We start from the raw sequence: 12,757 nt of genomic DNA, 5'->3' as shown, positions 1-12,757 counted from the left end.
AAAATGCTAATATATTTATAGCATAATACTTCGCTTGTAGGGTAAAGTTCAGCATTATTATAAATTCTTCTTTATCTTATCTATAAAAATATACTCCGCCAATCTCTTTTTTGAGGTTTTAAAAACCGACCTTTGCAAACTTATGTTTTCCAAAATTTACGAAAAATACAAACCTTATTATAAAGAAAATCTTCATCTGGCTTTGCCAATTGTTGGTTCTCAGCTTGGGCATACTTTGGTGCATATGGCCGATAGTATTATTGTTGGCCACTTTACAGATACGGTTCAACTTGCTGCAGTTTCATTAGTAAACAGTATTTTTATGCTTATTCTCGTTATTGGCTTAGGTATTTCTTATGGCATCACCCCTTTAATTGCACAAGAAAATGGCCGAAATAATTACAACGAATGCGGTAAGCTTTTATCAACAAGTTTAATTATTAATATTTGTGTTGGCATTATTTTATATATTCTTGTTCATTTTGGAGTTTTATTAATAATTGATCATTTAGACCAAACTCCTGCTGTTGTTGGATATGCAAAACCATATCTAAATTTACTTTCCATTTCGATAATTCCCCTCTTAATTTTTCAAACATTTAAGCAGTTTGCCGAAGGTTTAGGTTTTACTAAACAAGCTATGTTTGTTTCTATATGGGGAAATTTGTTAAATGTAATTTTAGGAATTATTTTCGTTAAAGGCATGTTTGGCATTAAGCCGATGGGTGTTAGCGGTGTTGGTTTAAGCACCTTAATTGATCGTATTTTGATGGCAATCGTAATGTGTATTTACGTTTTGCGCTCTCAAAATTTCAAAAAGTACCTTATCAATTTTAAAGCAACCTTTATTGACCAGGTTAGAGCCATAAAAATTGTAAAAATTGGCGCTCCTGTTGCTATGCAATATTCTTTCGAAATTAGTGCTTTTAGCGGTGCTGCTGTATTAATTGGAACTATTGGTGCAGTTGAACAGGCGGCGCATCAAATTGCAATTAGCCTCGCTGCAATGACTTATATGATTGCCAGTGGTGTTGCATCTGCTGCTACTATTAAAACAGGCAATAATTTTGGTAAAAATAATTTTGATGATTTACGTAAATCGGCCATTGCCAGTTACCATGTTATTTTAGGTTTTATGGCGATTACTGCAATTATTTTTATCGCTGCTAATAATTTACTACCATTCATTATCACTGATGATTTAGCTGTTATTAAAATCGCTGCTCAATTACTAATAATAGCAGGCTTTTTCCAATTGTTTGATGGAACACAGGTTGTTGGCCTGGGTGTCCTTCGCGGAATTGGTGATGTTAATATTCCAACTTTTATAACCTTTTTAGCTTATTGGGTAATTGGTATTCCTGTAGGTTATTTACTAGGTTTTAAACTTAATTTGGGTGTAAATGGAATATGGTATGGCTTAACACTTGGCTTATTAAGTGCCTCTATCCTATTATTTTTACGTTTTCAGAATAAAGCAAAAGCTTTGAAAGGATAAATTTTATAACAGAAACAACGCTAAATCGTAAAAATCGGAAGTTTCTGTTTAATAAATTAACAATGATCTATTTTCCCCCAACGTTTACCACAACTCCAATGGTAAAGATGGAGTTTCCAGCCGACATATATTTTCGACTCTTTAAACCAATATTTGTACTGGTTGTATATTGCAGTTGAAAAGTTTTACTAAGTGCCATACGTGTAAAGAAAACAGGCTCGAAAAATATATTATCTTCTTTAGGCTGAACAACACCATTTATAAAGAATCTATCCATTGTAATATGGCTAATTCTAAGTGCTGTACCATAATTTATTGGAAAGTCTGTACCGAAAAGGTGAAGATTGTTTTTCTTTTTGGAACTGTAGTTTACCTGTAGAAATGCCTTTCGGTAATCAACTTCTTGCACTTCACTACTGATTAAAAGATCATCTTTATAATCTCTAAACGTGATATCGCTCCAACCCTTTCCAACGCCACCATAAATTTCAATAATTCGATTGTTATCTGGTCCGAAAGTATCGAAGTAGCCGCCACCAATTTCTATTAGCTTATGACCAAAGTCTTTTGATTTTCTTTCGTTATTCATTGTTGAGCCACTAAAAAGAACACCAATATGATCGGAAACTGCGTAAGCACCATTAATGCTTGCATTACCTTTTAACGAAATATGTGCACCGCCGCTAAATTCGCCTTGTTTACTCAACATTGGAGTATTTGGGACATTTGGCATGTAAACTGAAGAACAACTCGCTAAAAAAAGCGCTAAAACTGGGATGGTATATTTTAAAGATTTAATCATAGATGCTTTATAAACAGAATTTCTAGACAAAAATTGTGCTAGAGTTTAATATTCATGAAATCCATTACTCGTTTAAACTCCTCATGAAGATTTGCCTTTAAATGAATTGGCTCGGAAGTTATAGGATGTTTAAAACTTAACTCAGAAGCGTGCAAAAGCATTGTAGTCATGTTCCATTGCTCCAAAAAGAATTTATTTTGCTTATTACAGCCATGAGTTCTATCACCAATAATTGGGTGTAAAATATGACTGAAATGTCGGCGAAGCTGATGCATCCTTCCTGTTTTTGGTGTTGCCTCAATTAACGAATATCTTGATGTTGGATGTTTTCCAAAAGCTACATCTACTTCAGCTCTCCGCAGGGTTCTAAATGCGGTAAAAGCATCTTGTAGAGTTCCATTCTCTTTTGCCAAAGGATAATCAATATCCATTGAATCAGGGGTGAAACCACGCAAAATAGCTAAATATTTTTTATCAGTTTCAGTATTCATAAATTGCTGATGCATAGCGATTTCAGATTCCTTGTCAAAAGCAAAAAGTAATATTCCACTAGTTTTTCTATCCAATCTATGCACAGGACTAACATGTTTCCCAACCTGATCGCGAAGTATTTGTAAAGCAAACTCCGTAGCATCTCTTGCTATTGATGATTGATGAACCAATAACCCATGTGGTTTATTTATGGCAATCAAATTTTCATCCTGGTAAATTATCTCCAACATATTGCCGCGAAGATAAGCATATTGTTAAGTAAACAAATCAAAAGCTAATCTGTAAGTGTTACAATGCGCATCAACAATATCTTTTATGTCTGTAGAATAACCGCCTCCCATGCTTACCTGAACAGGTAAGCTTTTAGCTTTACAGGCTTCGAGTACAATTTGATCCCTTTCTTTGCAAGCTGCCTTGCTAAGCGAAAGCTTTCCTAATTTATCCGTAGCGAGCACATCAACACCTGATAAATAAAATACGAAATCTGGTTGCGCTTTTTCGAAAGCTTTTTCTAAATTTTTAGTTAAAAGAGAAAGATATTCAAAATCTTCCATTCCATCACCTAGCGCTACGTCTAAGTCAGAAATCTCTTTTCTAAAAGGAAAATTTTTATCACCATGCATTGAAAATGTAAAAACTCTTGATTCGTTTTTAAAGATTTCTGCAGTTCCATTGCCTTGATGAACATCTAAATCTATAATTAATATACGATTAGATAATTTGTTATTTAACAAATAGTTAGCAGCAATCGCCTGATCATTTAACAAACAGAATCCTTCTCCCCAGTTACTTCCTGCGTGATGCGTTCCCCCTGCAACATTAAAGGCAATTCCATTGGCTAACGCAAATTTCACACCATCAATTGTACCTTGTGCAATCCTTAATTCGCGTTCCACTAATTGCAGATTTAACGGAAAACCAATCCTGCGCTGATCTTTTTCAGAAAGCGTTAAATCTTTAAGTTGCTTCCAATAATTTTTATCGTGTGTTGATAGAATCTCCTCTTCTTTAGCAGGCACTGGACTAAATAAATTACTTTGCTGAATGGTTCCTTCGTGCAGAAGTTGTTCAGGTATTAATTCATACTTTAACATCGGAAAACGATGTCCTTCTGGTAAAGGGTGTGCATACAAAGCATGCCAGGCAATATAAATCATCAGTTTAAAATCTCCTCGACATGCTTCTCAATATTGTCACAAATTTGAGCTACTGGCAAGTCGTTTGCATCTTCGCCAAATGGGTTTTCTATTTCTTCAGCTATAAGCTCTAAACTCGCTAATACATAGAGGATAAAGGGCACAATTAAAACCAAATAGTAACCTAAACTAAATACCCAGCCAATAGGAATTGTAAGTACATAAATAAATATGAATTTCTTTATAAATGCGCTATATGAAAAAGGAATCGGGGTATTTTTGATTCGTTCACAACCACCACAAATATCTGTAAACTGATTTACATCATTGGTTAAAACAATTAGCTGCTCCTGCGAAATCAAACCTCTTTCTAATAACTCGTAAAGGCGGGTAATCATACTGCTGGCAATTTGATTCGGAATATGTTTGCCGGCATCAACTTCAATTAAAAAACTGTTTTTTCCGAAGTATTGCTTTTCGCGAAGATGCTCTTTTAAAGCAAAAGCATATTTAGGAATACCGTATTCAAAGAAACGTAAATCATCTTCTGGTAACTTCAATGCTTTAATTTTCATTGCAAAATTGCGGCTAACATTGGTTAATCCACCTAATAACTTACGTCCATCCCACCATCTATCGTAAGAAGTATTGGTTCTAAACACCAATAACATGGAGATTACGAAACCTAGTAAGCTGTGCATCATTCCAATATTGCTTACATAATCACTTTTAGAAAGTTTAAAAACGTTGAGCTCTAAAAAGGCAACTAAAGCAGAAAAAATTGATACGCTAACCATTAAAGGCCATAACTTTCGGATGGTATCGGCCTTATGAACTTGAAAAATAAAAGTAAACCAATCTTTAGGGTTATAATTAATCATTTGCTAAGCGTTTAGTATTTTTTGGCTCACTTTTAAAAGTGCTTCCCCTGTTAAATAAATATCTTCAAAAGAATTGTAAAGCGGAACTGCACTTAAACGAATAACATCAGGTTCACGCCAATCGCCCAGTATGTAGTTTTCGAATAAGCCATCAAAAACTTCCTTGCCTTTATCTTTTGCAATTATGGATAACTGAGCGCCTCTATCTTTCGGATTTTTAGGCGTAATAATTTTATATTGCTCAAATCCTAATTCTTTATTTACTTCATTTATAATGAATTCTAAATAATTAGTTAAACTAATACTTTTATTCCTAAGCGGCTCTATAAATCCTGCTTGCTCAAAAATTTGTAGTGAAGCATGATACAAAGCCATAGGCATTACCTGTGTGCAGCTTATCTGCCAGCCATCGGCGCCAGCTTCTGGAATAAAACCTTTTTCCATTTTAAAACGCTGGTTTTCCTGATAACCCCACCATCCTGCAAAACGATTTAATTTGGTATTTGAAAAATGTTTTTCGTGAACAAAAATACCGCTAATACCGCCTGGACCAGAATTTTGATATTTATAAGAACACCAGCAAGCAAAATCTACATCCCAATCGTGGAGTTTAACGGGCACATTTCCCGCTGCATGAGCTAAATCCCAACCTACCATAGCTCCAATTTTGTGCCCAGCTTTGGTAATTGCTTCCATACCGTACCACTGACCAGTATAATAATTTATTCCTCCGAAAAGAACCAACGCTATTTCGTCGCCATTTTCTTCGATTTTAGCAACGATATCTTCAGTCCGCAATGTTTCTTCGCCTTCAATTGGAAAAACCTCGATAATCGCTTCTTTCGGATCGAAACCATGAAACCTCACTTGACTTTCTATTGCATATTGATCTGATGGAAAAGCACCACCTTCCATTATAATTTTAAACCGCTTTCCCTTTGGTTGATAAAAACTAACCATCAATAAATGTAAATTAACCGTCAAGGTATTCATTGGACAAACTTCTCTAGGAGAAGCGCCAACAATTGGAGCCATAAGCTTTTTTAATTCTTTATGATAAAACATCCAAGGCTCTTTGCCTTCAAACCATCCTTCTACTGCATGGTTAGCCCAATTATCTAATTGACGTTTTAAAACCTCACTAGAAACTTTAGGTTGTAATCCTAACGAGTTACCACATAGATATATAAATTCTTTTCCATTCTGATTTGGAAACAAAAACTGATTCCTAAAATCTTTTAATATATCTGCTTCATCCTGCGCTTTCGCGAAAGTTAAGTTGTTTTCAAAATTCATTTTTCAATATTACAAAAAAAGCAGGTATTGTTGCCAACCCTGCTTGTTTTGAAGTTATTTTTAATTAAAACTTTATTGTATCATGCTTACCTAAATCTGGGGTGTCGCCAGTAACAACTGCTTTTAACATACTAAATAGCACAACTATTTTTGACGATGAAGCATCCCAATATTCAGCCTCTTCAGGAGTAACCTTTATCAATATTAATCTCGGATCTTCAATACCATCAGGAAACCATGCTTTCACGAAAGGCGAAAAGTAAGCTTCTTTTCTAACTCGATCATCAACCAGCTCGGCTTTACCTTTTACAGTTAGATAAGTGTTTTTAGATGGATCGCTGTAAGCCAGTAAAACATTATCGTCTTTAGAGATTTCTTTTGAGTTAGGCGAATATTCATTGGTATAAAACCATAAACTTCCGTCGTCTTCTATCTTTGCTGTTCCCATTGGTCTACTTCCAAATTCATCATCTGATGAAAATGTGGTAAACATACAAGTGCGAACACTTTCTGCCATTTCTTTTAAAATTGATATATTTTTCTCGTTTTTCATAACTATAGATATTTATGAAAGAACAGATACAATCAATGAAATGTTTCAAAAAGCTAAACCTTATTTGGCTTGCTTACATATTTATTACCTTTAACAAAGAACCGTAGAGGCAAAAGAGCATGTTCCTGAGCATAAGCGACACCAACTCTTGGCGATATAGAAATTTGATCAGGATTAAAATAAATTTGATGATCCTCGATCCAAATCTCATCACCACTCAAATCTTTAGCATTAAACTTTCTATCAATCCCTAAAGCCTTTGCAGCAGACCCTGGACCAGCAGAAATTGCTGCCTTATTGCGAGGCATACCTCGTCGTTCTTCAATTATTTCTACACCAATTAATGGCTCAATACTTCGAACTAATACCGCATTCGGATTATCTTTGGGAGATGTTACAACGTTAAATAGATTATGTATTCCATAACATAAGTAAACGTAAGCTATCCCACCTTGAGCAAACATTGTTTCAGTCCTTGCTGTTCTCCTACTGCCAAAAGCATGCGAAGCTTTATCTTTAATTCCGAAATAGGCTTCGGTTTCAGTTATCACACCTGCAGTAATTTCGCCCTCAATCTTTGTATATAAAACCTTTCCTAGCAAATCCTTAGCAAGTGAAATCACATCTTCATTAAGGTAATAATCTGAGTTTAATTTCAAAATAATTATTTAAACTATTTATTTAATATAATTGATATAACTTGCTCTAAATAAATTTTATCCATTTCATCAAAGTGATTTAAAAATTCACTATCAACATCAAAAACACCAATAACTTTATCATTTTTAATTAGAGGCAAAACGATTTCAGATTTAGAGGCAGAAGCGCATGCAATATGCCCTGGAAACTCATCAACATCGGGAACAATTATAGTTTCTCCTTGCAGCCAAGATGAGCCACAAACTCCTTTTCCCTTTTTAATTCGCGTACAAGCTACTGGACCTTGAAATGGCCCTAATACTAACTCATCATCCTTAACCAGATAAAAACCTACCCAAAACCAATTAAACTGCTCTTTTAGGGCAGCACAAACATTTGCTAGATTTGCTATAAAATCGGTTTCTCCATAAAGCAAACCTTCAATTTGAGGAATAAGTGATTTATATTGTTCTTCTTTCGACGCATTTCTGGTTATAGTTAAATCTTCTGCCATTTTCTAATTTCTAATTAAAGACAAAATTAATCAGGATTTACCATATTTAACGCATTTAGACAATATATGACTAAATTTTGAACGACACTATATTCTTAAAATCATTAGTTTTGACCAAATTAATCCTAGTTAATATGATTGTAGCTTTAACCATTACCAAGTACCGCACCCTAACTATTCCATTTGCCTTTTTAGGCATGGTAGTTTTGCGCTTACCGCTTTGGTTAAACAAAAAGTGCAATTTCTGGAAACTTATGGGAAGCGGCAAAAATGCTCAGGTCGATTTAGCACCAAACTTTAAACATTGGGCCATTTTAACAACCTGGAACAACAAAACGGATTATGAGCAATTTAAAATAAATTCCTTATCGATGAAATGGTTTCGCTTTTTCGGAGCTGAAGAATTTACAATCTTACTTAAACCTTTATCCAGCCATGGCTTATGGTCAGCTAAAGAGCCTTTTAAAACTAAAAAAATTAATCAAAACCCAAATGAAAGAATCGCAGTAATTACCAGGGCAGCGATAAGATTAGGTAAAGTAAAGGAGTTTAGACAAAACATAAAGAGAGCCGCAATTAGCATGAGAAAAGCTCCTGGTTTTATTCTTTCGGCAGGGATTGGTGAAAATCCGTTTTTAGATCAGGCTACTTTTTCGGTATGGGAGAATGAAGAAAGTATGAAAAATTACGCATACAAGTCATTTGACCACTCTGACGTAATTAAGCTTACTAGAGAAAGAAAATGGTATTCAGAAGAACTGTTTGCTCGTTTCGCTATTATCGAAGCACATGGAACCTTAAACAACCAGGGAATTTAAAATTCAATCAAGTAATAATTTACAAATTAAGATAATGAGAGTTATAGCAGAACTTCCACACCCAGAATGCAAGATTACCATCTTTTCAATGAATCAAAAGTATATCGCCAAATTTGAGCAAGGCACATTTGAGCAAAGTTACAAGTTAGCAGAACTTGACTTGAGTGGAGGAGGTGTTAATGATGTGTTCGAAATTTTAGACGAGGATTTTATTAAAACCGTTATAGAGCGTTTTAAAATTATGCGAAATGATTTTACAGCAGCATATAAAAGACATCAATTCTAACAATACAATATATAATATACTGATAATAAGATACTTAAATACGTAAACAGAATTTAGTTTTGTAAAATTTACGTCTTATGATCTTAAAATTTAAGTATATTTCAACAAATGGATTAGAAAGATTAATTTAACTGACTGACATAATGATTATTAAGCGAATAAACAAAATATAATTTTGTAGCCTATTTTTGCCAAACATCTGGGAGGTTTGGGAATTTACAATATCCAAATAGGATTTTACTCATACTGTTAAACTCAACAATAGCTAAAATGCTTTCTGTAGTACCGGCATGAAAAATGCCCTCAACTCCTTAAAGTTGAGGGCATTTTTTTATATAAAATTTATTTAGAGATTAAAGCAAATAAAGGAACTGCAGCATCTAGAAATAACTCTTGCTTTTCTAAATATTTCATGAAATCACCGTATCGTGAACCACTACCCGATACCAATTTTTAGAAAATTTTTCTACGGCATCTAGATGTGTTTTATCTTCCTGATAAGCATTGTGATCGTCAATATTAGCAAACGTTATAGTAAGCGAATAAGTAAATGAATTATCAGTAACCGGGCGAACTGGTGTATTTGCCGCCAAGCCATAGTTTAATGTTTTGATGTATTTGATTGGCTTTAAGCTTTCGAAAAAATTTGCAAATTCTGTTATTTCGGCTTTTGTTAATTGTGGCTTTAGCCAAAACATTACGAAATGCTGAATTTGGCCTTTATCAATATTATTATCTTCAATCATGGGTCTTTTTTCTTTAAATATAGAAATGATTCTTTCAGACACAAAAAAAGCGTTCTGATTTAAAATCAGAACGCTTTTAAATATTTATATGAAATTAGTTTTTAGGTTGCACACGGCCTGATTTTCTGTCTTCGCCTCTACCGATTAAATAACCGCCACCAGCTCCAACTAAACCGCCAATAATGGCTCCTCTGCCTTTTTTCTTATCAATTAATGCACCGCCAACTGCACCAGCTGCACCACCAATCACCGAACCTTTTGCAGCATCACTCCAACCTTTCTTTTTTGCAGTTGGTTGTGCGCCACCATAAGCACTCGAACTACCACCAGAACTTGCATAAGAACGAGATGAATTAGCACCTGCTCTTCTTGCTGCAGCTAGTTCTGCCTGATGCTTTGCTTCTTTTTCGGCTTCAACCTTTGCAGTTGCAGCTCTGTTAAAGCTATCTAATCTTAAACTATCCTTAACAGCTTTAACTGCTAACTGTTTTTCGGCTTCTTGTTGTTTTAGTGCAGCTTCTTCTTTTGCTTTATTATTACAAGCAAACATTACTGAACTCAATGCGATTACTACAAATATCTTTTTCATAACTTAATTTTTATTTGAAATTCGTTCCAGGGTTACCTAATAACTGAAACAGGCTTCGTTCATGTGTTTTAGTTAATTACACATAGTAAAGAAAAAATGATGCCAAAAAGTTTTAATTTGTGTAATTAAATTACTAAATCAATATACCAAAAACCAAAATCGTCTGATTTTGAACCACTTTCATTATCTAATTTTGGATTGTTGTAAGTTCTATAGACTAGCTCTCCTAACTCGAAATTGATTATTTTTTTAAATATTGGTCCTTCGAAAGCAAAAGTATGAAACTCACCATTTTCTCCGCAAGGGTCGATATTTTTGGGTAAGGAGCTAATTAAATCCTTGCCAATTACTTTTCCACAGATATATTGAAGACTTTGTTGAGCACAAACAATGATGGTTTTATAGTTCAGTTTAAGAAATTCATCAATTAACAACGTTGTATCTTTTTTCCATAGAGGAAAAATGGCTTTTAAACCTATTTCTGAAAGTTTTTCTTCACGATACTTGCGCAAATCTTCTAAAAAAATATCGCCAAAAATAGAATACGTAATGCCTTCATCTTTAAATTTTGATAGATAATTACGCATGGTATTGTCGTAGGTTTCCATATCTGGCATCTCTGGCAAGCGAATTTGATAAAGTGGAATACCAATACTTTCGGCTTGTTTAAGCAACAAGCTTTCTCTTACACCATGCATAGAAACGCGATTATATTTTTCGGTAACTGTGGTAACAAGATACTTTATTTCTATAGTTTCGTCTTGTAAGGCATAATGTAAGGCAAGTGTACTATCTTTTCCGCCGCTCCAATTAAATATACAAAGTTTCTTATCGGTCATTTGAAAGAATTTCTTTAAGATATGCTACACCATTCACGGCAGTTTGTTCTATAGTTATAATATTTCTGTAACGACCGATATCGGGTATTTTAGGATCGATTATATATTTTGGAACTAATGAAGGCACAAAATCGATTAAACCTGCGGCTGGATAAACGGCAAGCGATGTACCAATAAGCACAAAAAAATCTGCCTGTTTACAGATTTTAGCGGCTACCTCTATCATTGGAACAGATTCTCCAAACCAAACAACATGCGGTCGCAACTGAGAACCTAACTCACATAGTTCGCCCATTTGTAGTTCAGAACCTTGAATTGGATAGGTTAAGTTCGAATTTCGATCAGATTGTGATTTCGTTATGATGCCATGAAGATGCGTAACTTTTGTTGAGCCTGCTCGTTCATGCAAATCATCAATATTTTGAGTAATAATTTCAACATCAAAATCATTTTCCAGTTCGGCTAAAATGGTGTGCGCCTGATTTGGCTGTGCATTTAGTACCTGTCTCCTTCTTTCGTTGTAAAAATCCTGCACCAATTCAGGATTTCTTTCCCAGGCTTCTGGTGTTGCCACATCATAAATATTGTAGCCTTCCCAAAGTCCATCAGAATCGCGAAAAGTTTTTAGACCACTTTCTGCACTAATCCCTGCTCCTGTTAAAACAACTAATTTCATTATCGATTTAAAACTTCAATCTTCGAGTAGTTTACAAATTTACTGGCAATATGCTTGTTTGCTGTAAATATTTCTGGATGAAACATACAAGCCAAAGCTTCTATTCCCTCGACCAAAGTGCCGATGCTTGGCTGTGTAAACATATCAAAATCGGCAATGTAAACCTGATTATTTATAACCGCTTCCAAATCATCCCAGCTCTTTTTCGAGGTAAGTAATGGCATTTCTTCTATACTTCTGGTTACATCAAAACCGCATGGTGCAATAACCAAAACCTGTGGATTGTATTTAACAATTTTGTCCCATTGAGTTACAATAGAATCTCCTGCTGGATTAGAAAGCATATCTACCCCACCTGCAGCTGCAATTTGAAATGGAATCCAATGTCCGCAATTGTATATTGGCTCAATCCATTCCATTAACATAATTCGCTTTAATGGTGCTTTATTTGCTCTTAATTCATCAAGAATATAATCTGTTTTCTTTTGTAGGCTAGCCAGATAGTTCAAAGCAACTTCTTCCTTCCCCATCGCTTTTGCAATTGTTATGGCGCACTCAAAAACATCTTGTAAATTATTTGGCGATAAAGGCACAAGTGTTGGTGTTTTACTGAGTTTCATTACAGCAGTTTCAGTACAAACCGTGTCGATGTTGCATACCTCGCAAATATCTTGTGTAAAAACGATATCAGGCGCAATGCTTTCCAATAATTCATCATCAACCCAATACAAACTTTTTCCCTGCGCTTTTGAGGCTGAAAATATTTTATCAATTTCTATACTTGTGTAATTCTTTCCTTCTAATATGCAACGAACAATTTTAGGTAGATCTGCAGCTTCTTTAGGGCACTCGAAAGTAACGCCATAAAGATATTCTTGCAAACCCATATCGTAAATCATTTTGGTAGCGGCTGGTAAAAAGGATACAACTTTCATAATATGTTAAAGGTAAATGGGTGATAGAATGTATGTAGCGCTGTTAACGCTCAATGT

16 protein-coding genes are annotated in these 12,757 nt (G+C 34.6%); 3 read left to right on the top strand and 13 right to left on the bottom strand.

The annotated features are described in order from the left end of the window. Positions 1–142 precede the first annotated feature (142 nt). A complete protein-coding gene (locus ACZZZI_RS17035) occupies positions 143–1,498 on the top strand; it encodes an MATE family efflux transporter (protein ID WP_463490183.1) in 1,356 nt (451 codons plus the stop codon). Between the two features lie 67 nt (positions 1,499–1,565). Here ACZZZI_RS17035 and ACZZZI_RS17030 read toward each other — a convergent pair whose 3' ends face one another. The 8 genes from ACZZZI_RS17030 to ACZZZI_RS16995 all read right to left on the bottom strand — a co-directional run bounded on the left by ACZZZI_RS17030 (position 1,566) and on the right by ACZZZI_RS16995 (position 7,811). Next, complete coding sequence (locus tag ACZZZI_RS17030) at positions 1,566–2,300, bottom strand: hypothetical protein (RefSeq protein WP_344768921.1); 735 nt, start codon at positions 2,298–2,300, stop codon at positions 1,566–1,568. A gap of 38 nt (positions 2,301–2,338) precedes the next feature. Beyond that, the gene (locus ACZZZI_RS17025) at positions 2,339–3,022 is read right to left on the bottom strand and encodes a pseudouridine synthase (RefSeq protein ID WP_463490181.1); all 684 of its coding nucleotides are present in this window, start codon (positions 3,020–3,022) and stop codon (positions 2,339–2,341) included. Between the two features lie 24 nt (positions 3,023–3,046). Beyond that, entirely contained in the window at positions 3,047–3,949 is a 903-nt protein-coding gene (locus tag ACZZZI_RS17020; RefSeq protein ID WP_424057910.1) for a histone deacetylase family protein, read from the bottom strand. Further along, positions 3,949–4,809: a bestrophin family protein gene (locus ACZZZI_RS17015; protein WP_344768927.1), complete on the bottom strand. Its 861-nt coding sequence runs from the start codon at positions 4,807–4,809 to the stop codon at positions 3,949–3,951. The genes ACZZZI_RS17020 and ACZZZI_RS17015 overlap by 1 nt, the downstream gene beginning before the upstream one ends. Positions 4,810–4,812: 3 nt before the next feature. After that, a complete protein-coding gene (gene kynU / locus ACZZZI_RS17010) occupies positions 4,813–6,105 on the bottom strand; it encodes a kynureninase (protein ID WP_344768929.1) in 1,293 nt (430 codons plus the stop codon). A gap of 64 nt (positions 6,106–6,169) precedes the next feature. Further along, positions 6,170–6,658 carry a pyridoxamine 5'-phosphate oxidase family protein gene (locus ACZZZI_RS17005; protein ID WP_463490178.1) on the bottom strand — a complete coding sequence of 163 codons (489 nt, stop codon included), beginning with the start codon at positions 6,656–6,658 and terminating at the stop codon, positions 6,170–6,172. 53 nt (positions 6,659–6,711) lie between these two features. Further along, complete coding sequence (locus ACZZZI_RS17000; RefSeq protein ID WP_463490176.1) at positions 6,712–7,317, bottom strand: DNA-3-methyladenine glycosylase; 606 nt, start codon at positions 7,315–7,317, stop codon at positions 6,712–6,714. 14 nt (positions 7,318–7,331) lie between these two features. After that, a complete protein-coding gene (locus ACZZZI_RS16995; RefSeq protein ID WP_463490174.1) occupies positions 7,332–7,811 on the bottom strand; it encodes a GAF domain-containing protein in 480 nt (159 codons plus the stop codon). Between the two features lie 110 nt (positions 7,812–7,921). On the opposite strand from ACZZZI_RS16995, the gene ACZZZI_RS16990 reads away from it, so the two are divergent. Together ACZZZI_RS16990 and ACZZZI_RS16985 are read left to right on the top strand one after the other, a co-directional pair. Next, positions 7,922–8,629 (top strand): DUF3291 domain-containing protein, encoded by a 708-nt coding sequence (locus tag ACZZZI_RS16990; protein ID WP_463490172.1) that lies wholly within the window; start codon positions 7,922–7,924, stop codon positions 8,627–8,629. A gap of 34 nt (positions 8,630–8,663) precedes the next feature. Beyond that, positions 8,664–8,915 carry a hypothetical protein gene (locus tag ACZZZI_RS16985; protein ID WP_316760306.1) on the top strand — a complete coding sequence of 84 codons (252 nt, stop codon included), beginning with the start codon at positions 8,664–8,666 and terminating at the stop codon, positions 8,913–8,915. Positions 8,916–9,325: 410 nt separating this feature from the next. On the opposite strand, the gene ACZZZI_RS16980 is transcribed toward ACZZZI_RS16985, so the two are convergent. The 5 genes from ACZZZI_RS16980 to ACZZZI_RS16960 all read right to left on the bottom strand — a co-directional run bounded on the left by ACZZZI_RS16980 (position 9,326) and on the right by ACZZZI_RS16960 (position 12,700). Beyond that, positions 9,326–9,661: a Dabb family protein gene (locus tag ACZZZI_RS16980; RefSeq protein WP_463490170.1), complete on the bottom strand. Its 336-nt coding sequence runs from the start codon at positions 9,659–9,661 to the stop codon at positions 9,326–9,328. 94 nt (positions 9,662–9,755) lie between these two features. Then, positions 9,756–10,250, bottom strand: coding sequence for a YMGG-like glycine zipper-containing protein (locus ACZZZI_RS16975; RefSeq protein ID WP_316760312.1), 495 nt, complete (start codon positions 10,248–10,250; stop codon positions 9,756–9,758). 125 nt (positions 10,251–10,375) lie between these two features. Then, positions 10,376–11,089 (bottom strand): Dph6-related ATP pyrophosphatase, encoded by a 714-nt coding sequence (locus ACZZZI_RS16970; RefSeq protein ID WP_463490168.1) that lies wholly within the window; start codon positions 11,087–11,089, stop codon positions 10,376–10,378. Continuing rightward, a complete protein-coding gene (locus ACZZZI_RS16965; protein WP_463490166.1) occupies positions 11,079–11,765 on the bottom strand; it encodes an SIR2 family NAD-dependent protein deacylase in 687 nt (228 codons plus the stop codon). The genes ACZZZI_RS16970 and ACZZZI_RS16965 overlap by 11 nt, the downstream gene beginning before the upstream one ends. Further along, positions 11,765–12,700: an ABC transporter substrate-binding protein gene (locus ACZZZI_RS16960; protein WP_463490164.1), complete on the bottom strand. Its 936-nt coding sequence runs from the start codon at positions 12,698–12,700 to the stop codon at positions 11,765–11,767. Before ACZZZI_RS16960 ends, ACZZZI_RS16965 begins: the two co-directional genes overlap by 1 nt. Positions 12,701–12,757: the final 57 nt, after the last annotated feature.

It is taken from the genome of Pedobacter sp. AC190, assembly GCF_979258025.1.
This window is presented reverse-complemented; position numbering and strand designations above follow the sequence as displayed.